At 45.8% G+C, this 23,272-nt stretch carries 17 protein-coding genes; 13 read left to right on the top strand and 4 right to left on the bottom strand.

The window, feature by feature from the left end; genetic code table 11:
* Window positions 1-155: 155 nt before the first annotated feature.
* The 4 genes from AC1DCV_RS20560 (at window position 156) to AC1DCV_RS20575 (ending at window position 6,942) form a co-directional block, all read left to right on the top strand.
* Complete coding sequence (locus AC1DCV_RS20560) at window positions 156-1,238, top strand: efflux RND transporter periplasmic adaptor subunit (protein WP_477024923.1); 1,083 nt, start codon at window positions 156-158, stop codon at window positions 1,236-1,238.
* Window positions 1,239-1,270: 32 nt separating this feature from the next.
* Window positions 1,271-4,438: an efflux RND transporter permease subunit gene (locus AC1DCV_RS20565; protein WP_477024924.1), complete on the top strand. Its 3,168-nt coding sequence runs from the start codon at window positions 1,271-1,273 to the stop codon at window positions 4,436-4,438.
* Window positions 4,431-5,864, top strand: a complete 1,434-nt coding sequence (locus tag AC1DCV_RS20570) for a TolC family protein (RefSeq protein ID WP_477024925.1) — start codon at window positions 4,431-4,433, stop codon at window positions 5,862-5,864. Before AC1DCV_RS20565 ends, AC1DCV_RS20570 begins: the two co-directional genes overlap by 8 nt.
* Before the next feature lie 130 nt (window positions 5,865-5,994).
* The gene (locus AC1DCV_RS20575) at window positions 5,995-6,942 is read left to right on the top strand and encodes a hypothetical protein (protein ID WP_477024926.1); all 948 of its coding nucleotides are present in this window, start codon (window positions 5,995-5,997) and stop codon (window positions 6,940-6,942) included.
* Here the strand turns inward: AC1DCV_RS20575 and AC1DCV_RS20580 are convergent.
* On the bottom strand, window positions 6,929-7,645 hold the full coding sequence (locus AC1DCV_RS20580) for a hypothetical protein (protein WP_477024927.1): 717 nt from the start codon (window positions 7,643-7,645) through the stop codon (window positions 6,929-6,931). The genes AC1DCV_RS20575 and AC1DCV_RS20580 overlap by 14 nt on opposite strands.
* A gap of 115 nt (window positions 7,646-7,760) precedes the next feature.
* On the opposite strand from AC1DCV_RS20580, the gene AC1DCV_RS20585 reads away from it, so the two are divergent.
* Window positions 7,761-8,444 carry a hypothetical protein gene (locus AC1DCV_RS20585; protein ID WP_477024928.1) on the top strand — a complete coding sequence of 228 codons (684 nt, stop codon included), beginning with the start codon at window positions 7,761-7,763 and terminating at the stop codon, window positions 8,442-8,444.
* 61 nt (window positions 8,445-8,505) lie between these two features.
* Here the strand turns inward: AC1DCV_RS20585 and AC1DCV_RS20590 are convergent, their stop codons facing one another.
* Window positions 8,506-9,192 carry a hypothetical protein gene (locus tag AC1DCV_RS20590; RefSeq protein ID WP_477024929.1) on the bottom strand — a complete coding sequence of 229 codons (687 nt, stop codon included), beginning with the start codon at window positions 9,190-9,192 and terminating at the stop codon, window positions 8,506-8,508.
* A gap of 294 nt (window positions 9,193-9,486) precedes the next feature.
* Between AC1DCV_RS20590 and AC1DCV_RS20595 the strand changes: the two genes are divergently transcribed.
* Both AC1DCV_RS20595 and AC1DCV_RS20600 read left to right on the top strand, forming a co-directional pair.
* On the top strand, window positions 9,487-10,875 hold the full coding sequence (locus AC1DCV_RS20595; protein WP_477024930.1) for an aminopeptidase P family protein: 1,389 nt from the start codon (window positions 9,487-9,489) through the stop codon (window positions 10,873-10,875).
* Window positions 10,876-10,889: 14 nt separating this feature from the next.
* A complete protein-coding gene (locus tag AC1DCV_RS20600) occupies window positions 10,890-12,197 on the top strand; it encodes a hypothetical protein (RefSeq protein ID WP_477024931.1) in 1,308 nt (435 codons plus the stop codon).
* Window positions 12,198-12,220: 23 nt separating this feature from the next.
* Here the strand turns inward: AC1DCV_RS20600 and AC1DCV_RS20605 are convergent, their stop codons facing one another.
* A complete protein-coding gene (locus AC1DCV_RS20605) occupies window positions 12,221-13,939 on the bottom strand; it encodes a peptide MFS transporter (RefSeq protein ID WP_477024932.1) in 1,719 nt (572 codons plus the stop codon).
* Between the two features lie 217 nt (window positions 13,940-14,156).
* Here AC1DCV_RS20605 and AC1DCV_RS20610 point away from each other — a divergent pair, with 217 nt between their 5' ends.
* The gene (locus tag AC1DCV_RS20610; RefSeq protein WP_477024933.1) at window positions 14,157-15,500 is read left to right on the top strand and encodes a jacalin-like lectin; all 1,344 of its coding nucleotides are present in this window, start codon (window positions 14,157-14,159) and stop codon (window positions 15,498-15,500) included.
* Window positions 15,501-15,555: 55 nt separating this feature from the next.
* Here the strand turns inward: AC1DCV_RS20610 and AC1DCV_RS20615 are convergent, their stop codons facing one another.
* Window positions 15,556-17,673 carry a chondroitinase-B domain-containing protein gene (locus tag AC1DCV_RS20615; RefSeq protein WP_477024934.1) on the bottom strand — a complete coding sequence of 706 codons (2,118 nt, stop codon included), beginning with the start codon at window positions 17,671-17,673 and terminating at the stop codon, window positions 15,556-15,558.
* A 364-nt stretch (window positions 17,674-18,037) separates the two neighbouring features.
* Here AC1DCV_RS20615 and AC1DCV_RS20620 point away from each other — a divergent pair, with 364 nt between their 5' ends.
* From AC1DCV_RS20620 to AC1DCV_RS20640, 5 genes are all read left to right on the top strand, one after another.
* On the top strand, window positions 18,038-18,868 hold the full coding sequence (locus tag AC1DCV_RS20620; protein ID WP_477024935.1) for an SDR family NAD(P)-dependent oxidoreductase: 831 nt from the start codon (window positions 18,038-18,040) through the stop codon (window positions 18,866-18,868).
* A 55-nt stretch (window positions 18,869-18,923) separates the two neighbouring features.
* Complete coding sequence (locus AC1DCV_RS20625) at window positions 18,924-19,724, top strand: helix-turn-helix domain-containing protein (protein WP_477024936.1); 801 nt, start codon at window positions 18,924-18,926, stop codon at window positions 19,722-19,724.
* Between the two features lie 116 nt (window positions 19,725-19,840).
* Window positions 19,841-20,614 carry a hypothetical protein gene (locus tag AC1DCV_RS20630; RefSeq protein WP_477024937.1) on the top strand — a complete coding sequence of 258 codons (774 nt, stop codon included), beginning with the start codon at window positions 19,841-19,843 and terminating at the stop codon, window positions 20,612-20,614.
* 47 nt (window positions 20,615-20,661) lie between these two features.
* Window positions 20,662-22,182: a MocR-like pyridoxine biosynthesis transcription factor PdxR gene (gene pdxR / locus AC1DCV_RS20635; protein ID WP_477024938.1), complete on the top strand. Its 1,521-nt coding sequence runs from the start codon at window positions 20,662-20,664 to the stop codon at window positions 22,180-22,182.
* Between the two features lie 87 nt (window positions 22,183-22,269).
* Complete coding sequence (locus AC1DCV_RS20640) at window positions 22,270-23,181, top strand: haloalkane dehalogenase (RefSeq protein WP_477024939.1); 912 nt, start codon at window positions 22,270-22,272, stop codon at window positions 23,179-23,181.
* The last annotated feature ends 91 nt before the right edge of the window (window positions 23,182-23,272 follow it).

Consider the following 23,272-nt stretch of genomic DNA (forward strand, 5'->3'; position numbering starts at 1 on the left):
TTACCAAACGTGTGACCATGCCAACCTGATAGATGTATATTGATAATACATCCTCCTGCATTGCCGTTCAGGTTACCCTGGCGACTGATAACGTTCTGCATCCATAGGCGTCTTTGCCTTACTACCATGCCATCGCTTAATATCCATTAAATATCATGAATAGAATTGTCATGTTTACGGGCTTCTTTGCCCTGCTGTACTTAACAAGCTGTAAACCTAGAAAGGAAGAAAAAGAAGAAGCTGGCAAATACACCGTTACCAGTCCATCCAGAGTGGATACTTCCTTCACCCATGAATATGTTTCCCAGATAAAATCTGTCAGGAACATAGAAATCAGGGTACAGGAAAGGGGTTACCTCCAGAACATTTATGTAGATGAGGGACAGTTTGTAAAAGCTGGCCAGCTGCTGTTCAGGATCATGCCTAAAATGTATGAGGCAGAACTTCAGAAAGCGGAAGCGGAAACCAGGGCAGCAGAAATAGAACTGCAGAATACCAAAACCCTGGTCGACAAAAATGTTGTCTCCAAAAATGAGCAGGCAATGGCGCAGGCCAAACTGGATCAGGCCAAAGCAGAAATGGCATTGGCGAAACTTCACCTGTCATTCACTGAAATCAGGGCGCCATTTGATGGCACCATTGACCGCATCCCATTCAAACTGGGTAGCGTAATCGATGAAGGTGGGTTACTGACAAGCCTTTCAGACAACACCCAGATGTTTGCCTACTTCAACGTATCTGAACCGGAATACCTGGACTATGCTACCAACACCAAAGGCCGCGGTAACAGCAAAGTAGGACTGCTGTTAGCCAATAATCAGCCCCTCCAGTATAAAGGAGATGTGGAAACCATTGAAAGTGAATTCAACAATGAAACAGGAAACATTGCCTTCAGGGCAAGATTCCCGAATCCTGAGAAGCTGCTGAGAAATGGAGAAACAGGTAAAGTACTGATGACCATTCCGCTTAAAAATGCGTTAGTCATCCCACAAAAGGCGACCTACGAAATTCAGGATAAGCTATATGTTTTTGTGGTAGACAACAACAATGTGGTAAGGTCCCGCAACATTGCTATCCGTGGCCAGATGCCCGACCTGTATGTAGTGGAAAGTGGCATTTCAGAAAATGATAAGATACTGCTCGAAGGTGTTCAGAAGGTAAAAGATGATGACAAGATCAAATACGAATACCGGAAACCCGAGGAAGTTATTTCCCAACTGCGATTGAAAGCGGAATAGTAGTTCAGTTCAAGTCCTAATAGCGTAGCGCAATGTTTAATAAATTTATACAGCGACCGGTTCTATCCATAGTGATATCGCTCATTATTGTGTTCCTGGGGGTGCTGGCCATTACCCAGTTACCGGTAACACAATTTCCTTCTATATCTCCACCAAAGGTAAATGTGACAGCGGAATATCCCGGAGCAAACGGTGAACTAATGATCAAATCTGTGATCATTCCCCTGGAAAGAGCCATCAACGGCGTTCCGGGGCTTAAATATATCGCATCAGATGCGGGTAATGATGGAGAGGCTTCCATACAGGTAGTATTTAACCTGGGAACCGATCCTAACCAGGCATCGTTGAATGTTCAAAACAGGGTGGCATCAGTAGTGAATAAACTGCCCCCACTGGTGGTACGTGAAGGTGTTAAGATTACCCGTGAGGAATCAAACATGCTGATGTACATCAACCTTTACAGCAATGATCCACAGGCGGATCAGAAATTCCTGTTCAACTTCGCCGACATCAATATATTGCCGGAGTTGAAAAGAGTGGATGGTGTTGGGTTTGCTGACATTCTTGGTAACAGGGAATACGCCATGAGAATCTGGCTGAAGCCCGACCGCATGCTGGCTTATAAGATTTCTGCCGACGAAGTAATGAAAGCCCTGGGAGAACAAAGCCTGGAAGCTTCTCCCGGTAAAACTGGTGAAAGCTCTGGCAAAAGATCCCAGACCTTCGAATATGTATTGAAATATCCCGGCAGGTTCACCACGAAGGAAGGATACGAGAATGTTATCTTAAGATCCAGCCCCAATGGAGAAATACTCCGCCTGAAAGATGTGGCGGGTGTAGAGTTCGGAAGCTCGATGTATGATATTTACTCCAACCTGAATGGCAAACCTTCCGCCGCCATTGTGTTAAAGCAATCCTATGGAAGTAATGCCAGCCAGGTAATCAAGGATATCAAAGCAAAAATGAAGGAGATCAAATCCAGCTCTTTCCCTAAAGGAATGGATTATGAGATCAGCTATGACGTATCAAAATTCCTGGATGCTTCTATTGAAAAAGTAATCCATACCCTGGTGGAAGCCTTTATCCTTGTAGGATTGGTGGTATTCCTCTTCCTGGGCGACTGGCGCTCTACCCTGATTCCTGCCATGGCCGTACCGGTATCGCTTATCGGAACATTTATGTTCATGCAGTTTTTCGGTATCACACTCAACCTCATCACGCTGTTTGCGTTGGTGCTGGCCATTGGTGTGGTGGTGGATGATGCGATTGTGGTGATTGAAGCGGTGCATGCCAAAATGGAAGAAGAGCATCTCTCACCATTGAAGGCCACCAAAAAAGCGATGCATGAAATCAGCGGGGCGATCATTGCCATTACGTTCCTGATGGCAGCGGTATTTATCCCGGTAGCATTTATGTCCGGTCCGGTAGGGATCTTCTACAGACAGTTTTCCATTACCATGGCAACGGCCATTATTCTTTCGGGTGTGGTGGCGCTGACCCTTACACCTGCGCTTTGCGCCATGATCCTGAAGAATGGACATGGACAACCTAAAAAGAAAAATCCTGTAGACAGGTTCCTCGATGGCTTTAATAACTCATTCAACCGTGCATCCGGAAAATACCAGAAAATACTGGGCGCCATCGTTAACAGAAGAGTAGTCACCATTGTGGTATTACTCACTTTCTGCGCCGGCACCTGGATACTGAACAGCAATGTTCCTTCCGGCTTCATCCCGAATGAAGACCAGGGAATGTTCTATGCCATCATACAAACACCACCGGGATCATCGCTGGAAAGAACCAACCAGATAGCCGAGAAGCTGCAAAAAGTAGCGGAAGGTATTGAAGGCGTGCAATCTGTTTCTGCGCTGGCAGGCTATGAAATCCTGACAGAAGGAACAGGCTCCAACTCGGGTACCTGTTTGATTAACCTGAAAAGCTGGGAAGATCGCAAACATTCCGTGCAGGAAATCATGACCGAGCTGGAAGAGAAATCCAAAGATATTCCAGGTGCTACCATCGAATTTTTCCAGCCGCCTGCCGTGCCTGGTTATGGTGCTGCCGGTGGTTTCGAGCTGCGCTTGCTGGATAAAGCCGGATCAGGTGATTATAAAAAGATGGAAACCGTGAGCAGGGAGTTTGTAAAAGAACTTACTAAGCGTCGCGAACTATCTTCTGTATTCAGCTTCTACAGCGCCAGCTTCCCGCAATATATGCTGAGAGTGGACAATGATATTGCCCAACAAAAAGGTGTCAGCATTGACAATGCCATGAACACGCTTTCTACACTCATTGGAAGTAACTACGAAATCAGCTTTATTAAATTCGACCGTCAATACAAGGTGATCATACAGGCATCGCCGGAGTACCGTGCATTGCCGGAAGATATCCTGAAGTTGTACGTAAAAAATGACCGTGATGAAATGGTGCCTTTCTCTGCTTTCATGAAAATGGAAAAAGTGTATGGCCTGTCAGAAATCACGCGGCATAACATGTACAACGCCTCAGAAATAAGTGGCGCCGCCGCACCGGGATACAGTAGTGGCGAAGCCATTAAAGTCATCGATGAAGTAGCGAAGAAAACCTTACCCAGAGGGTTTGGGATAGACTGGGCTGGTATTTCCAAAGATGAGGTGGCACAGGGCAACCAGGCCATTTATATATTCCTCATCTGTCTTGGTTTCGTATACCTGATCCTCGCAGCACAATATGAAAGCTTTATCCTGCCGCTGGCAGTGGTACTGTCGCTGCCTCCCGGAATTTTTGGTGCGTTCCTCTTACTGAAATTACTGGGGCTGGAAAATAACATTTATGCGCAGGTAGCGATGGTAATGCTCATCGGTTTGCTGGGTAAAAATGCGGTGTTGATTGTGGAGTTTGCCGTGCAGAAACACCGGGGTGGAGCCACTGTGTTTCAAGCTGCCATGGAGGGTTCTAAGGTGAGGTTCCGTCCTATCCTGATGACTTCCTTCGCATTTATTGCGGGATTGATTCCATTGGTGATGGCGTCTGGTCCTGGTGCATTGGGTAACAGAACCATTGGTACGGCTGCTGCCGGGGGTATGCTTTTCGGAACGGTATTCGGCGTGCTGATTATTCCCGGACTGTATTACATATTCGGCAGAATTGCAGAGCGACATGCACTTGTGAAAGACGAAGAAGAAAATCCATTAACAGAAGAAATTGATCACAATGTATAAATTCAGGATACATAGCGGCATTGGTATGCTGAGTGCTTGTCTGGCAATAGCCAGCTGCAAGGTGCCGGCAATCATGCCATCAGCTGAAAACAAGGCTGTTCCGGCATCCTACGACAACAGTGCTGATACGACCAATACGTCCAGCATGCAGTGGCGCAACTTTTTTACCGATAAGAACCTGGTAAGTCTGATTGATACTGCACTGAAAAACAATCAGGAGTTGCTGGTCACCTTACAGGAAATTGAAATTGCAAAGAGTGAAATCCGGTTCAAACACGGCGCATTACTTCCTACAGTCACTGCAAAGGCAGGTGCCGGCGTTGAAAAGGTAGGAAGATATACCAGTCAGGGTGCAGGTGATGCCTCCACGGAGATTGAGCCAGGCAAAGAGATGCCTGATCCACTGACGGATTTTACGATTGGCGCTTACGCTAACTGGGAAGTAGATATCTGGAAGAAACTGCATAACGCCAAGAAAGCCGCAGTAACCAGGTATTTATCTACGGTAGAAGGCAAAAATTTTGTACTCACCAACCTGATCGCAGAGGTAGCCAATTCTTACTATGAATTGTTATCGCTCGATAAGCAGTTCGAAATCGTTAAACAAAACATTGAGCTGCAAAAAAATGCGCTTGAAATTGTAAAGGTGCAGAAAGAAGCCACCAGGGCGACGGAACTCGCAGTTCAAAAATTCCAGGCGGAAGTATTAAAGTCTCAGAGCCTGGAGTTTGATATACTGCAGAATATAAAAGAAGCAGAGAACAAGATCAACTTCCTGCTGGGTCGTTATCCGCAGGAAATTATCCGGGATAAAGATGCCTTCACCGGTTCTCTTCCTTTGACCATCAGCGCCGGTATTCCATCACAATTGCTGGCCAACCGTCCGGATATTAAACAGGCAGAACTGGAATTAACTGCCGCGAAGCTGGACGTAAAAGTGGCCCGGGCTGAATTTTATCCTTCCCTCGGTATTTCCGCCGGACTGGGTTTACAAGCCTTCAAGCCATCTTACCTGGTGAAGTCGCCGGAGTCGTTACTGTACTCGCTGGCCGGGGAGCTTGCCGGACCATTGATTAACCGGAATGCCATCAAAGCGGAATTTAACAAGGCCAACGCCAAACAGCTACAGGCCATGTATAATTATGAGCGTACCGTTTTACATGCGTACCTCGAAGTATCTAATCAGCTCTCTAACATCAGCAACCTGGAAAAGAGCTATGATTTAAAGTCGAAACAAGTGGATGCTCTCACCAGGTCGATCGACATTTCCAATGACCTGTTTAAGTCTGCCAGAGCCGATTACCTGGAAGTACTGATGACACAACGGGATGCGCTGGAATCTAAACTCGAACTGATAGAAACAAAAAAACAACAACTGAATGCGGTCATCAATGTTTACAGAGACCTCGGCGGTGGTTGGAAATAAAATAACATGATAAATAAAAGAGCCGGCAGCGATGGTTGCCGGCTCTTTTATTTACATCCTATATTTTAATTTCGCCATTCCCTCTTCCCTCCCCTTACCGAAAAATATTTTACATTTATTGAAAAAAGAGATGCAATATTTCATTCATCAGACACCCAAAGAAATACGATTGGTCTCCGTTTCAGATATAGTAGCAGAAAAGATAAGCGCACAAATGAAAGGCTTCCGGATACAAACCGGGGCAGTGGAAACCTGGGAGAAAGATGAGAAAATGCCCTCCAGCTTCCCGGAGAAATTGTTGAAGAACGGATACGCAGCCATCACGGAAACACAGTACCAGGAGCACCTTAAAACAGCCGCTGCTGCGCTGTTAGCGTTAACACAGGAACCATCCGGGAAGGACTATCAAATTGTTCCCTGGGAAACAATTGAAACACAATTTGAACCGCCATTTCTGAATGATGTCAATGAATATTTGAGCAACCCCGTACTCCGTAATTTCTGTTTGTATCCCGGCGATACCGTTATTGAGGGAGACCTGGTGATCGACTATTCCGAACTGGCAACAACCGCCCAAACGGCCAGCAGGAATATCATCGTGAATGGTCATCTCACAATCAACGGCAACCTGGATGCCGGCCGGAATATAGAAGCATTGCCTCAATTCATTTACGTTGCCGGTGATCTCCGGGCCAACAACCTACTGTTATCCGGCTGGCTGGACATCATCATAGGAGGAAATGCCACCATTACCGGAACAGTGCTGGGCTACTATGGAGAACCTGGCGGCAGACTGCTGATAAAAGGGAACCTCACCACCACATATCTCCTGGATGGTTTTATGTACCAGATCAACGTAGAAGGTAACACCCAGGGCGCATGTTACAGCTTTGACATATACGACACCGAAGGATTGGAGGCACAGGAAATAAAAAGTAGTTTCACCGGCGGGCAGGTACCCGATGGATATCCATTAGTTCCGGCGGTGATACCTTTCGATACAGATTTAAAAGAATATAGTTTTAGGTTTGAAACGGCCTGTGAACTGCTCCGCGAGGGACAGACTATTTTTGTTTAGCGGGCGGTAAGTCGATCAGGAAAGGAATGCGTATAAGCCACACGAGGACCAGGCTATAAATGAATACTTCCACCGGCAGGTATAAAGTTCTGTTATAGTCTTCTATCGCATCCAGTCTCGAAAAAAGACACCAAAGATGTATGCCCATATAGCATGCATTCATGCCAAACGCCAGGTTAATCAGGAAATTTATTCTTAATTGCCGGCTGAAAGTAAATGCCAGCATAATACTGGATATAATAAGTGAAAATGTTACCGGAAAATTCAGGTACCGACGTATACTCAAAAATTTGTACAATTCGCGAACAGCATCTTCCTCCATATGAGGACCATTCATCGTCATCATCTCCGAAGGCAATTCTATTGTCATTCTGAATAGGTAAATGGCTTGCAAACATATTTCGATTGAACTGGAAAAGAATAATCCCAAAAAAACAGCGATAGCTGTAACGGGTGATGTTGCGTAATGGTGCATACAAATCACCAGCAAGGGATATAATATGGCAAATGAAAGGACCAGCATCAGGTAAGCTGATAACTGATGCTGTGGCATACTCCCCTCAAACACAACATTCAGAGGACTATCTCCGCTGATCTGGTAAATCCAAAAAACATATCCTTTAAACAATAATGCCAATATATAGATGAATAAAATGCTGGCAGCTGTAAAATATGCGGTACGGGAAAGCGGTCTTTTCTCCATAAGTTTATTACATTAATAGGAATATTTCAGGGCAATACAGGTTTAAATAAATAAGCCATATAATTCCCTGCAGATTTCAGAGAAGGTACAACAATTCGGAACCAATCATTACACCATGAAGTTTTCAAACAAGGCCTATAAATATCTTGATAAATTAAACCGTGATAAGGAATTCGTTATCGCAGACAGTAATGAAGTCATTAATTACCTGGCTAAACAAAATATTACCGCCTTCGACCCTGTCATTGATTTTCAAATGAAGTTTTCAGGATTGGAGCTGACGATTTCAAAATGCCGGGGGGCAACATTTAACGCAAGGCTTTTCTCCAGAAGTAACGTTGCAAAAAATACTAAAATCGAGCTGATAAAGGTAAACGGACAGTCTTATTTCTTTTGTGGGGACCATGAAACTGCGCAATTCTGGTTTGTATTAAGTGAGCAAGGACAACTATGTACCTACAACAGCAACAATGGCTCCGTCAATACTATTTTTTCTTCTTTCGATAAATTTATTGAAACCTACGCTTTTGAAGATCTCTTAAGCAGGGAAAACAAATATGAACATCCTCCATTCTATGACTTAATTAACCCAAAAGAATTTGACTGGCTCACGAAAGACTACTTCCAGCATTTGACGGCGAGTGATGACTATAATAAATGGTTATCATCGGGCGACATTGTCATTCATAAAGGAACCTGGTACGATCGTGCTGCCTGCTATATCCATGTCTATGGTAACTCTAAGCAGCATTGCGAAACATTTGTCAACTCCTTAAAAAGCGCTGCCATCATCGCGTAGCGGGCTTCCACATCATTTATGAACCAGGCACCTGAAGATCGTATCAGGTGCCTGGCTATAATTAAATACTACTCAGCTGTTGATATTTACTTTCCTGCGGGACTGATACAGTATTGTTATCTGCCCAATAGCCCAGGATCACAAATAGCCATTGAAACTGGGCAGACCAGGCGAGTGCCGTAACATTTTCAGGAACAGGTCCCCAAAAGTTGGAAAGCTGTACTAAGAGGAGTAAAACGATATTCACCCAGAAAATAATCCTTGCTTTTGCGTTTAAAGGCGTTGTTGAACGCAGGTAAAAAACAATGCCGGATATAAACAATATCAATTCTACCAACAAGGTACCTCCTACGGAAGACCAGAGCGAAAAGCCAACTTTCACCGATGCCCCCGGCGATAACGGCAAATCATGAAAGTGTACAATAAGATCCAGCAACCAGTGACTGAGCACCGCAGCTCCCAATATCAGGGCATTCCTTGCATTTTTCTTAATTGCATAATGCACCGCACCAAATAAGATCGCCAATATGAAAGCGCCCACCAGGCTATGTGTAAATGGATAGCTTGTAAACTCAATGGCTCTTTGTCCTTCAAGTTCGGGATGCAGTGCCACTTTTTCTACGCCCAGCAGCAATAAAGTAGGCCAAATGAGGTCAGAAAACTGCACTGCCATGAAAAGTGTTCCCAGCGAGAGTTGCGGGGCTATTTTTTTGGTGACCATCCCCAGTCCGAAATGTCCGATAAACATAAGATTTGTTTTAAATTATAACGTTACGTAAAACGCTGACAAGTGTTTATTTAGTACTCATCAACGATGATGCGTATGAATTTTCTTCTCCACAAATATTGCATTTGATCGGGATAGTCTGCTTGACAAAAATCAAGATTTTTTTTTCGACGTTGCTTAGCATTCGGTAGTCTCATTTATTTCTTTGCAATAATTAACCATCTGTCTGCTCTTTTTAACCCGGTGACTGATTATCAGTGTTTGTTAGTTACTTTTAACCTAATATTATTGGACATTCATTAAAAAAACAMTCAGATGTTTTCACCCGAAACATACGCCAAAAGAAGAAACAGGCTGCAATCAGATATAGGCAGCGGAATTATTTTACTCCCCGGTAACGATGACAGCGGTATGAACTACCTGGACAACGTCTATCCATTCCGGCAGGACAGCAGCTTTTTATACTTTGCGGGCATCGACAGGCAAGGGCTTACATTTGTTATTGATATAGATAATAACAGGGAGATATTATTTGGAGATGAACTCACGATAGAGGAAATCATGTGGACCGGTCCCGTAGATTCGCTGGCAGCACAGGCTGCGAGAGCAGGTATCACCGAGATACAGCCCTTATCCCGGCTTTCGGATTTCCTGACCGGCTGTATCAGCAGCAAACAAACAGTCCATTTTCTTTTGCCTTACAGAGCTGATAACACCATAAAACTGAGTGCCTGGCTGGGCATACCCGCCAGCATGATACCACAGCGCGTATCCCAAAAGCTGATTCACGCCATCATTCGTCAGCGGGCTATTAAAACCAATGAAGAGGTAGAACAAATAGAGATCGCTGTGAACACTACCATCGACATGCAACTGAAAGCGATGGAGCTGGCAGCTGCCGGTGTTACCGAAACGGAGATAGCCGGTCGCTTACAAGCCGTGGCAATTGCGGCGGGAGGTAATATCTCCTTCCCTGTTATCCTTACTGCCAATGGACAGTTCCTGCATAATCATCCACACCGGACGCCCCTGCAAAACGGACAGTTGGTACTATGTGACTGCGGTGCAGAAAATGAAATGCGCTATGCAGGAGATCTAACCCGCACCCATCCTGTCAATAAAAAATTCACAACTGCCCAAAGAGAAATTTATGACATTGTGTATCATGCATACAAAGCCGCGGCAGATGCCGTGAAACCAGGGATACGTTATAAAGACGTGCACCTGCTGGCCTGCGAACAACTGGCAGAAGGACTGATTGCACTGGGGCTGATGAAGGGCAATGCCAGAGAAGCGGTAGCTGCCGGCGCACATACACTGTTTTTCCCTTGCGGTTTGGGACATATGCTGGGACTGGATATTCATGACATGGAAAACCTGGGAGAAGAATATGTAGGTTATACAGAGACCCTGCAGAAAAGTACAGCGTTCGGATTAAAATCATTGCGCCTTGGACGTGAGCTGGAAGAAGGCTTTGTATTGACCATCGAACCTGGTATCTATTTTAACCCTTTGCTGACGGAGTCCTGGCAGGCAGTAGGTAAGTGTGCTTCTTTTATCAACTATGAGAAATTAGCGCCCTATGCCAATTTCGGAGGAGTACGGCTGGAAGATAATTTCCTGATAACAGCCGGTGGCAGTCGCCTCCTGGGTCGCCCATTTGCCAGAACCGCCACTGAAATTGAAAACCTGATCGCTTTATAAATATCCTGCTACATATGAGCAACAAACTACTGTTAGTATCCTTTTTATTTTTGCTCGCCTGCAATGCCCGCAAAAATGAGGATACCGGAAATAATAAATTAAATCTCCTGGCAGAAAAATATGTGCGGCTCGGATTGAGTATCGGTCAATATGATCCCGACTTTGTAGATGCTTATTATGGCCCGGATTCCTTAAAGCCGGCTGCAAAGCAGGCCAGCTTCCCGAAAGATAGCTTCCTGCTGGCAGTGGATGCATTAAAAGCATCACTGCAACAGCTTTCTGGTGAAACCAAAGATGACACCATCCGCATCAGGGCTAACTGGATCACGAAACAACTCACGGCCTTCAGCAGGCGCATAAAAATATTTTCCGGCGAATACGGTTCTTTCGATATGGAATCAAAGGAATTGTTTGATGCAACTGCACCCAGCTACCCGGAGAAATATTATCAGTCGCTGGTGGCGAAGCTGGATAGCCTGCTGCCCGGTAAAGGTCCTGTGCAGGACCGTTTTCAGCAATTGGCCAATCGCTTCATCATTCCGAAAGACAAACTGGATACCGTTTTTAAAGCTGCTATTGCAGAAGCCCGCAAACGCACTTTACAACATTATGCGTTACCATCAACAGAAAACTTTACCCTGGAATATGTTGCCGGTAAACCCTGGATGGGCTACAACTGGTACAAGGGAAATTATGTGAGCCTGATTCAAATCAGCGCGGACCTGAATATCTTCATCGAAAAAGCAATAGACCTGGCCTGTCATGAAGGATATCCCGGGCATCATGTATACAATATGATGCTGGAAAAAAATCTTTATCATGATAAAGGCTGGGTGGAAATTTCGCTCTATCCCTTATTCAGTCCTCAGTCGCTTATTGCGGAAGGCAGTGCTAACTACGGGATAGAAATCGCTTTTCCCGGAGAAGAAAAAAATACGTTTACCAAAAACATCTTATTGCCACTCGCAGGGTTGGATACTACCGGCTTAGACACCTATTTCAATGCGCTGGCAATAAAAGGAGCGCTTAACTATGCCCGCAATGAAGTAGGCAGAGGCTTACTGAACGGCAGCATGTCCGATTCTGCGGCTGTACACTGGCTGCTGGACTATACGTTACTAAACCAGGAAGCAGCCGCGAAAGGGTTACTGTTTATTAAGAAAAACCGTAGCTATGTCATCAACTACAATTATGGACAGGACCTGATCAAAAACTATATCTCCGCCAGCGCCAATGGTGATCAGCAAAAGAGATGGGAAAGCTTTGGCCACCTGCTCAGCAACGAAATTACGCCGACCGACCTCAAAGGGAATCAGCCATAATTATTCTTCAAAACGCTGTCTGCTTACTTACGGGCAACCGCCATGGCAGACAGCCGTTTTGAAATCAGCAACAGCAACACGCCTGCCGCCCCCACCATAATTACAAAAAGCAGGAAGAAGTCGTACGCATCGCGGATGATATACCCTCCGAAACTAATCGTCCTGCCCCGTTCAGGGTACAGGGTACTTAATACGCCCGCAAACTTGTTAGCCGCCGCAGTAGCCAGGAACCATACCGCCATCAGTAAGGAAGAGAATTTCAGCGGTGATAATTTATTGACAAGTGAAAGCCCTATTGGTGACAAACAAAGCTCTCCGAAGGAATGCAACGCATACATCCCGGTAATCCAGATAATACTTACTTTCGTACCCGGCGCCACGGCGTTCACCCCAAATGCAATCCATAAATATCCCAACGACAACAATAGCAAACCGATTGCCATCTTCACCGGTGCGGAAGGTTCATATTTTCCCAGCCGGGGCCACAGCCAGGCAAAGAAAGGTGCAAACAAAACGATGTAGATGGAGCCCAGGGAAAGAAACAGGCTGGGTGGTATTTCATGCAGCGACAGCACATTTTCATGCTGCACGAGAAAATATGCATTTACCCCAACAATGCCCCCCAGGAAGAGGAATAATAACCCGTATACCGTATTACGCAAGAGATGATCGGCAGCGGATGACAGCTGTCTTCCAGCCTTTTGGAACAATCGGTATAACCCGTACAATAAAAAAACAGACACCAGCTGAATGCTCCACACAGGTATTTGCCAGCCCAGTTGCCGGTTGGTTTGTTCATCTGCAAAGAATGTGAGTGAAGCACCTGCCTGTTCAAAAGCAGCCCAGAAGAATATCACAAAAAAAGAAATGATAAAAATTAATTTGATCCGCTGTTTTTCCGCCGGCGTGAGCGATTTGTCTCTGAAAATAATTACGGCAATCAGCAATACCGCTGCCAGCAACAAATAAGACAAGTAATTGACTACTTCTGCGTCCAGGTAGAGTAACCCGATCATCAAAAAGGTGGTCAGCAATAACCCGATGATAACAATAAGCGGCTGTAATAGCTTGACCGGTGCGCCTTCCGGGATCAGGCCCAGCACATTTCCCTGGGGGTCTTTCACATACCGGTGATGAAATACTACCTGCACCACCACACTGATAATCATGCTGATGCCACCTGCCAGGAAGGCCCATTTGAAATCTGCCGGGTTGCCGGTATCTCCGGTAAGGCCGCAGATGATAGGCCCCAACGCCCCGCCGGTATTAATGCCCATGTAAAAAATGGTATAAGCAGTGTCTTTCCTTTTATCTCCATCTACATATAACTGCCCTACCAGGGAAGATATATTGGGTTTAAAGAAGCCGTTGCCGGAAATCATAAAACCAAGACCGCAAAAGAACAGTAACAGCGAAACCGCMGGATAACTATGAAATAAGGAGGCACTCACGAAGAGGATCATCTCCCCTATGGCCATCACAATACCACCGGTAATGATGGAACGCCGGTTACCCCAGTAACGGTCGGCGATATAGCCACCCAGTAGTGGCGTAAGGTAAATAAGTCCCGTATAGCTCCCATACAGGTTGGCGGCAAATACCTTACTGAATAACAACGCTTTGGTCATAAACAGGATCAGTACCGCACGCATTCCGTAGTAGTTGAACCGTTCCCACATTTCGGTGACAAACAATATATAAAGACCTTTGGGATGAGATAACGGCCGGGAAGCATCGGGCATAGGAATGTTTTTTCAGTACCAGGTTAAGTCAGGGCACCATATCAAATATGACTTTCTTTAGCAGATATCTGTTTGCAGTAATTAACAGAATATGCGTTCATTTTAACCTTATCCGGTTACCAGATCAACTATCAGGGGCATACGGGGATTTTCACGGGTATATGCCATGGCGGTACTCGTTATATTTGTTACAACTATCACGGCAAAGCCCTATTTTATGACAACTCCCAACATTCCCTCAAAAAGTGTAAATGCCTGGATTTACCTGGATGAAGATGAACCCAAGGGCACAGGCTACACCTCTTTAAACAGCAGCTACCAGTCGCTGGTCAACAACAACGTTTATAAAAATACGGATATGGTGATGATCTGTTTCTTCGCCGTATTACTAAACGAACAAGGATATTACACGATCGACATCGGCAATGCGGGTACTGTTCACCCGGATGGTTCCACCACCGCCCAATACCTGCAATACACCATACAGGATGCCCGTGCACAAAATCCGGATGTGAAGTTATTGGCTACCATCAACTATAATACCAATACCCTTTCCCAGATTTTTTCATCCGACTCCAGTCAGTGGCAGACAGAAGCCGCGAACTTTGCGACCAATGCCACTAATTTCCTGGCCACCAACCAGATGAACGGCATCGATATCGACTGGGAAGGAAGTTTTTCTGTTGCGATCACCGCCCAGCAATTCAGCATTCTTTTCAATGCGATCCGACAGGCCTTTAATGCCAACAGCGGCTCCTACCTGTACCTGAGCCTTTCACCGGCATCAGTAGGCAACCTGGACGTAGCAACCATGAACAGCTGCTTTGATATCGTGAACCTGCAGTTGTATTCCGGGTTCACGTCTGTCAGCTCATTTGTTGACATAGGCATCAATCCATTGCTGATGGCCTACGGCGCCAAGTTCGAATCCAATTACCAGAATGCCAGCAACGCATATGATCAGGCCAGCAAAGGATTTAAATACAAAAACCAGCAATACATTTATAATAATATCACCCAGTGGCGGTTGAATTCAAACAACTATGAGTTTGAGCAGGGACAACAGATATTGCTGTACGAGCTGGCTTACGGCATTTCCGGTGTTTCCTTTAACGATGGTGCCATTGTGAGTAACGCTGGTAACCCACCTGTTACGAGTCTTAGTATCAACAGTGGAGAAGTGCTGGATGCATTGCAGGCCACCAACACCTGGACCACCAATGGTACACAAAACGTATTGGGCCTGTTACAACATGGCGGGAATGGTGGTCACAACCAGACGATCAACCTGGCTCCGGGTGAACTGATCACGGAAGTGTATGGCTACAGTGGTATTTGGTTTGGCTGGGACATCATTGCACAGCTATCCTTTAAAACCAGTTCAGGAAATGTACACGGCCCTTTCGGCACTATGAATAATGTTTCTTCTTCTATTGCTTTTAATTTCACGGCTCCTTCAGGCCAGAGTATTGTCGCCTTCAACGGCGAAACGGTGCAGTTACCGGTTGCCGGTGGCGGTACTACGATGGTCATCTCTTCCCTCACAGTAAGCTACGGATAAGCAAAACAAAGGCGCGATTAATCGCGCCTTTATTTTTTTTTATGAGGTAGATGGATTACAATTTCTGTATTTTTCTTACACTCATTTTTCCGTTATAAGTCAGCGACAGTATATAGGTGCCTGTTGGTTTATTGCCGGCATCAAACGGGAAATTATAAATGCCTGCCTCTAAACGTTGTGAAGTGATCAATGCTTTTACCCTTTTACCATTGATGTCATATACATCCAGACTCACCATACCAGCTTTTTTCAGTTTGAAGCTGATGCTGGCGTGGTCATTAAACGGATTGGGGTAACTGTTTAATGCGAACGGATCTTCTGTCACCGGTGCAACGCTCATCTTCGCTGTTGCCAGCGCGCTGCCACCTGTTTGTATTCTTACTTCCGTATAGCTGTTCCATGTATTTACACTGTTGCCATGCCCCACTATCCGTACGTATCTCCCGTTTTTAGGTGTAAATGAAAACGTTTGCAGGTTAAGTGAAGTGCCGCCGCTCACCAGGCCAGCTGCTGCGGTGGTCCAGTTAACAGTATCATTACCTACCAATACATCAAATGTAGAGGTCCGCACATTGCCGCTTAAGAAGGCGATTTGTACGCCTGATACCACCACGGTATCATTCAGGCAAAACTGTATCCATTGTCCGTTACCGTTGGCAGACCAGCGGGTATTCAGGTCTCCGTCCAGGACATTCGCCGCGACATTGCCATCATCACTGCTTGCAATAACGGGCTGACAGGCTGGTGTGAGGTCACTGGCAAAAGGACCTACCATGGCGGGTGTTAGTATACGGGCAGTAACCGGAGCAGTAGAAACTTCATCGGCACCTTTGTCCAGCGGAGAATTGCGTGGCTGTCCGTCCATGTMGGTCGTAACAACCGCATAAGACCCGGTGCCTGTATTGATTGCAGGGCTTCCGGCCTGCAGATGGAAAGTGCCGGTGCTATCCCTTGCCAGCAATGGATTAGCTGTGGTATATCCGCTACCGGGCATACTACCGGCGCCATTGGTATTATAGAGCAAATTACCCGACCATACACCGCCTGTATAAGGTCCTGCAATGGAAGCTGCCGGGCCACCACCCTGGATCACATTATTGACAACCGTTTGTGTAGTAGCACCCAGTCCACTTGCGCGACCGTTCTGTACTATATTCCCGGTGTTATTCACGAGGGTATTATACGCTATCAGTGTACGATCGGGACGATCATGTACCGTCAGCGCATCGCCGTTTGCCACCTCTCCATCACCATTACCGATGTTGATAGCAGGGTTACAATTTTCAAAATGGTTGCTGAAAATGTTGTGATCATCTCCGAAAATGCGGATGCCCGGTGTGTTAATAAAATAGTTACCATATACGTCGCAGTGATTACCATGCCGCAAAGTAAGCTGTGCAGGGCAATTCCGGATGGTGTTGTAACGCACCGTAACTGCCGATGATTTCACAGACAGCAACTCATTTTCACCTGCACAATCTTCAAAAAGATTATACTCAACAATACTGTTGGAGGAAGAAAGACTAAAACCGCTCAGGCCAAACTGGAATGTTTCCGCGCCATTCTCTGTTTGCGGCTGTTGATCCAGGAAGTAGTTATGATGGATATGCAGCCGTTGTGAAATCTGGCTACCACTTCCGCGCACCGCGATAAATCGTCCCATCGCATTTTTATGCTGAAAGGTATTGTGATCTATCTCCTGGTCGTTTCCATATATCAACAGGTTTTCTCCTGCACCGGGATTCTGGAAAACATTGCAGGTCCATCTGCAAAAGCTGGTACCAGTGGCCATGGTAGCCTGGGAAGCATTGTGCGTAAATTTGAATCCCCGGATGATAATATATTTTGCGGGACTCAGAATACTAAAACCGGCAGTACCTTTTATTTCCGCTCCGCCTATGGTTTGTGCAGCAATGGTAATGGGTTGCGCTGCAGTTCCCTGTTTACTGATCGTAACATCGGTGGATGCAGTATATACACCATTGGCAAGAATGATGACATCACCTGCCACCGCATTGTTGATCGCTGTTTGCAAAGCGGATAAAGAAGATACATTAATAGTGGCAGCTGAAAGTCTTACTGCTGCCACGAGACATAACATACAAAAAATAGTTCGTTTCATCATGCGGCGCATCTGCAGCCCGCATAACAGGGAGTAGTTTTTCCGACTCATTTTGATCGATTTAGAAGGTGATTTTGATTGAAATTGACATACACTTTTTTCATATGGAATTCGTAACATCAACGGGGAATATAGCAGGTTATACAGGATCCTTCTATTGCGCAATACATATATCATCAACAGGTCTTACTCATGGCATTTACGCCTGACCTTTCTCTAAAATAAGTATTTTATTTGAAAATGCAATCGTTTGCATAAATTTTATAAATCACTGCTGATTACCCGCAGTAGGATCTCCACCCGTGATACGGATCTCACACAAAACATGTACGTTTCAACAAAGTAATTTGAACGTTTTAACAAAATGGCCGTATCAAATTGAGCCGACCTTTGATAAACACTAGCTTATAAATGAATGGCAAAAGTTTGGTTTATTACCGGCAGCTCCCGCGGATTGGGAAGAAGTCTGACTACAGCAGCATTAGCCAACGGCGACCTCGTAGCCGCCACCGCCCGGCATCCGGAGCAATTACAAGATCTGGCTGAAAAGTATCCCGATCACATTTATCCGTTAACGTTAGATGTCACCAACCCAGCAGCGATCATGGCAGCAGTTGAAAATACGATGGAGAAATTTGGCCGGATAGATGTGTTGGTAAATAATGCCGGCTTTGGCATTCTCGGCGCTGCGGAGGCTTACAGCGGGGAACAGGTGCGCAGCCAGCTGGAAACAAATTTATATGCGCCCATCGCCATCACCCGGGCCATATTACCTTACATGCGCCGGCAACGTTCCGGCAGAATTTTACAGATCAGCTCCATAGGTGGCCGGGTGGGTGGTCCTGCCCTTACCATCTACCAGGCCGCAAAATTCGGTTTGAGTGGCTTCAGCGAGGCGCTGGCGAAAGAGGTGAAGCCACTGGGCATACTGGTAACCAGTATTGAGCCCGGCGGTTTCCGTACCGAAGTATTTAGTTCCATGAGCTGCGCACCCACCATAGAGGGCTATGAAAGCACTGTTGGCATGCGGATAGCGCAGTTTAAAAGCAGTAACTTTATCCTGGCAGGCGACCCTGACAAAGCCGCAAAGGTAATGATCGCCCTGGTGGACCATCCGGAACCGCCGGTACACCTGCTACTCGGCAATGACGCCATCGGCAGGATAAAACAAGCCAGTGCTGCCACAAACGAAGAAATGGAAAAATGGCTGCCGGTAAGCATTTCCACCGATGCCGGGACGCCATAGGTTTTATGCAAACGGAAACGGGTAAACGTTTTCCCAGAAAATAATAAATTTAAGAATGCCAGCACTCAATAGAAAACCATCACCCATCGCTTATTCCTGCTACACTACCAGCAGCAGGGCGGGAGAACAATTTATACCCGAGTTTACATTCAGCTACCAGGAATCAGGCACGATGATCATGAATGATGGCAGCCAGGAGTATATTTTTAACCCCGGCGACTTTAGACTCGGCAGGCGGAACCAGCTGATGAAATTCAATAAACTGCCGCCCGATGGAGGGGAATTCCGATCGATATCCGTTCACTTCGACCAACCCTTTTTACGGAACTTCAGCATGGAAGCCGGGTATACATCTGAAAAACATGTCCCCGGCAATGCCGTCTTCTGCCTGAAACAGGATCCCTTGTATAAAAACTATTTTGATTCCCTGTTGTCGTACATGCCCCTGAATGGCGAAGTCGATGCACCCTTGATTACCGTGAAACTGAAAGAAGCCATCCTGCTGCTCCTAAAAGTAAACCCTGAAATGAAAGACATCCTGTTTAATTTCAGCGAGCCAGGGAAAATAGACCTGGAGGCTTTTATGAACAGGAATTTCCACTTTAATGTAGACCTTAACCGGTTTGCTTACCTGACCGGCAGAAGCCTGGGCACCTTTAAGCGGGATTTCGAAAAACTATTCCACTCCACTCCCAGCCGCTGGCTGCAACAACGAAGGTTACAGGAAGCCTATTATCTTATTAAGGAACAAGGTAAAACCCCCTCCGATATTTACCTGGACCTGGGTTTTGAAGACCTCTCCCATTTTTCATTTGCTTTTAAAAAGCAATATGGGGCTGCGCCTACAAAAATTTAATGTGCAACCCCGTTTTACATCACCCGCTTTTTCATAGGAGCTGGCAGACAAACGTTTGTGCTGATTTTGACAATTATTTTGTATATATTCGTCTTAATCAGAAGACAAAATACTATATGAAAGGATACGCTTTATTACTGCTTTTACTTGCTTCATTTTCGGGATTTGCCCAGAACACGATTAATAACTACAAGTACGTGCTGGTACCGGAAAAATTTAATTTCTCCAGAGAAGAAAACCAGTATGGGTTAAACACCCTGGCCAAATCACTGCTGGAAGAAAAAGGATTTACCGTTTATTTTGACAATTCAGAAGTACCAAAAGAACTGGCCGGCAACAGATGTAATGCCCTGAATACTGAGGTAGTGCAGAAAAAAGGACTGTTTGTTACCAATCTGACCGTTATACTCAAGGACTGCCAGGGTAATATCATCTTTAAAAGTAAAGAAGGTAAAAGCAGGGAGAAAGAATTTGCAACTTCCTATAATCTTGCCTTGAGAGATGCCTTTACATCACTGAATGATGTACCATATGCTTATAATGGCACCGTCAATGAGAAGCCACAACAAGTAACACCTGCTGCTGCCGCTGGTGTTGTCACTGCTACTGCTACCGTTGCTCCTGCGCCCTCTCCTGTCGCAACACCGGTGGTAGCAGAGGTAAAGGAAGCTGCCGGAACATTATACGCCCAGGCAACAGCCAATGGATATCAGTTAATTGATACCGCACCAAAAATAGTTTTAACCTTACTGAAAACTTCAGCTCCCGATTATTTTATTGCCGACAACGCAACATCTCATGGAATAGTGCTGAAGAAAGGTGGAGAATGGCATTTTGAATACTACAAAGACGGTAAGCTGATCTCTGAAAAACTGTTGATTAAGTTCTAACGATTATTGAATTAATGTTCATATAAAGAGCCTTCAAGTCTAACGATTTGAAGGCTTTTATTTTCTTCCTGTATATTCACCTCATCACAGCAGAAAATATGGCCAAAGCATCTTCCGTGATCATGCCGGCAGGCATACAAATCTCCAGGGAATCCGCTGTACCTCTGTACATGCAGCTATACCAGCAGATTAAAGAACTGATCGCATCCAAACAACTACGACCCGGGAACCGTATTCCTTCCAGCAGAGTCCTCGCTGCGGAACTTAACGTATCGCGTGTCATCGTGAGCCAGTGTTTTGAATATCTTATCATAGAAGGATATCTTGAAGGTAAAACCGGCTCCGGCACCTTTGTGGCCCAGGTACAACCAGAGCAGTTATTACAGGTGAACACATCATCCGCAAACAATCCACCTGCTTTAAAAACAACACCACCACCAGCCGAAAAAAAATCAGGCAGCCGCATTATAGCCCAACCTTTCCAGATAGGCATGCCTTCCCTGGACCGTTTCCCGTATCATACCTGGCAGAAGATCGGTAACCATGTATTAAGGGACCTGAAAAAATATCATCTTGGATATGAAGACACCCTCGGATTATGGGAACTCCGTAAAGAGATTGCCGTCTACCTGAGACTGGCCCGGGGCGTTACCTGCGAAGCCGCACAGGTAATGGTGGTGACGGGTTCCCAACAGGGACTCAACCTGGTAGTGCAGGCATTATTACAGCCCCGCGATAAAGCATGGATGGAAGATCCCGGTTATCATGGCGCCCGCCTTGCGTTTAAACATGCCCATATCACTGCCTGCCCGGTTCCGGTACAGGAAGATGGCCTGGATGTAAGTTATGCCATGGAACATTACCCGGACGCTAAACTAGCCTATGTAACACCCTCCCATCAATTCCCAACCGGGTATACCCTCTCAGCGGAAAAGAAAAAGCTGTTGCTGGAATGGGCTGCCACCAATAACAGCTGGATACTGGAAGATGATTACGACAGCGAATACCGTTACGAAGGAATGCCCCTGCCCTGTTTGCAGGGAGCCGATAATGCCGGCAGAGTAATCTATGCGGGCACCTTTAGCAAGGTATTGTTCCCGGGATTGAGACTGGCTTACCTGGTACTTCCTTCTGCGGAACTGGTCAGTAAATTCAAAAAAATCAAGGAAAACACAGATCGCCAGTCCCCCGCTATGGAACAGTATCTGCTATATCATTTCATGGAGGGAGGTCATTTCCTGCGCCATATCCGTAAAATGCGGTTACTCTATGCAGAACGCCAACAACTGCTCATTCAACTCGTTCTTACAAAGCTGAGTGATTACCTGGAGGTACACAATACTCCTTCCGGCATGCATCTTCTTTGTTGGTTAAAAGAAGGTATAGATATCACGAAACTAAAACAGGAAATCAAATCACAGGCATTGAGTGTTTCCTTTGTAGAAAATTTCACCACTACCCATCATTTGCCACCGGCCATTTTGCTAGGCTTCACGGCTTATTCCGGATACAAGCTTAAAACAGGTATTGAAAAACTGGCCACCTGCCTGCAGCGTGCTACACAATAAATTACAGGTGGTCTTAGTGAAATGGTGAAAATGGTCTTAATCAGTTATCCATGATGAAAGTAGCTTTGTTTCATAAATAAAAAAACGATGAAAACAACTACTCCTGAAGTGACTGAAACTACTATCAGCAACACTGATCATCTGCCCCGTAAAACCGTGATGGCACTGGATACCGAAATTAGCTACATTGACGCCGGTGAGGGCGAACCTGTAGTGTTTCTGCACGGCAACCCTACCTCCTCTTATTTGTGGCGCAATATTATTCCCTGGCTGAGCAAGTACCGTCGTTGCCTGGCTCCTGACCTGGCAGGCATGGGGAAATCAGGCAAATCACCGGAGCAACGCTACCAGTTTACAGACCATGCCGCCTACCTCGATGCCTGGTTTGAAGCGGTAGGATTAAAAGAAAATATTATACTGGTATTACATGACTGGGGCTCTGCGTTAGGCTTCCACCGTGCTTTTCGTTATCCTGAACAAATCAAAGGCATTGCCTACATGGAAGCCATTGTACAGCCAAGACGCTGGGAAGACTTCCCTACCGGCAGGGATACTATTTTCCGCGCATTGTTATCAGATAAAGGAGAAGAGATGATTATGAAACATAATTTTTTCATCGAAACGGTGCTGCCCAAAAGCATCCTCCGGAAACTGGATGAAGTGGAAATGGAAGCTTACCGCGCACCGTTCCGGGAGGAGGCCGACAGACTGCCCACACTGATCTTCCCTCGTTCACTCCCTATCGATGGGTCGCCTGCAGACATCGCCCTGATCGTGGAGCAATATGGAAAATGGATGGCAGAAAATAAACTACCGAAATTATTAATCTCCGCAGAGCCGGGAGCGCTGCTGGTTGGCAGGGCATTGGATTTTTGCCGCACCTGGCATAACCAGCGGGAAGTAACGGTGAAAGGTATTCATTACATACAGGAAGACTCACCCGCAGAAATTGGCGTAGCGCTCAGAGAGTTTGTATTGCATGATTGCGCCACCAGATAAAAGAGTGGGCTGGCCCCCAAATAAAAATCCGGTCAGCCCTTTTTTATGAATTAAAAACCAGGAATCAGTATCTTGTCTACTCTTAAAAAAC

The sequence above is a fragment of the Chitinophaga sp. 10T418 genome, from assembly GCF_056394125.1.

Bases quoted from the DNA above. Each gene is read 5' to 3' on its own strand.
- AC1DCV_RS20600 (WP_477024931.1), top strand. From the start codon at position 10,890: ATGAGCAACAAACTACTGTTAGTATCCTTTTTATTTTTGCTCGCCTGC.
- AC1DCV_RS20560 (WP_477024923.1), top strand. From the start codon at position 156: ATGAATAGAATTGTCATGTTTACGGGCTTCTTTGCCCTGCTGTACTTA.
- AC1DCV_RS20580 (WP_477024927.1), bottom strand. From the start codon at position 7,645: ATGGAGAAAAGACCGCTTTCCCGTACCGCATATTTTACAGCTGCCAGC.
- AC1DCV_RS20630 (WP_477024937.1), top strand. From the start codon at position 19,841: ATGAAAGGATACGCTTTATTACTGCTTTTACTTGCTTCATTTTCGGGA.
- AC1DCV_RS20620 (WP_477024935.1), top strand. From the start codon at position 18,038: ATGGCAAAAGTTTGGTTTATTACCGGCAGCTCCCGCGGATTGGGAAGA.
- AC1DCV_RS20590 (WP_477024929.1), bottom strand. From the start codon at position 9,192: ATGTTTATCGGACATTTCGGACTGGGGATGGTCACCAAAAAAATAGCC.
- AC1DCV_RS20575 (WP_477024926.1), top strand. From the start codon at position 5,995: ATGCAATATTTCATTCATCAGACACCCAAAGAAATACGATTGGTCTCC.
- AC1DCV_RS20610 (WP_477024933.1), top strand. From the start codon at position 14,157: ATGACAACTCCCAACATTCCCTCAAAAAGTGTAAATGCCTGGATTTAC.
- AC1DCV_RS20585 (WP_477024928.1), top strand. From the start codon at position 7,761: ATGAAGTTTTCAAACAAGGCCTATAAATATCTTGATAAATTAAACCGT.
- AC1DCV_RS20625 (WP_477024936.1), top strand. From the start codon at position 18,924: ATGCCAGCACTCAATAGAAAACCATCACCCATCGCTTATTCCTGCTAC.
- AC1DCV_RS20595 (WP_477024930.1), top strand. From the start codon at position 9,487: ATGTTTTCACCCGAAACATACGCCAAAAGAAGAAACAGGCTGCAATCA.
- AC1DCV_RS20570 (WP_477024925.1), top strand. From the start codon at position 4,431: ATGTATAAATTCAGGATACATAGCGGCATTGGTATGCTGAGTGCTTGT.
- AC1DCV_RS20640 (WP_477024939.1), top strand. From the start codon at position 22,270: ATGAAAACAACTACTCCTGAAGTGACTGAAACTACTATCAGCAACACT.
- AC1DCV_RS20565 (WP_477024924.1), top strand. From the start codon at position 1,271: ATGTTTAATAAATTTATACAGCGACCGGTTCTATCCATAGTGATATCG.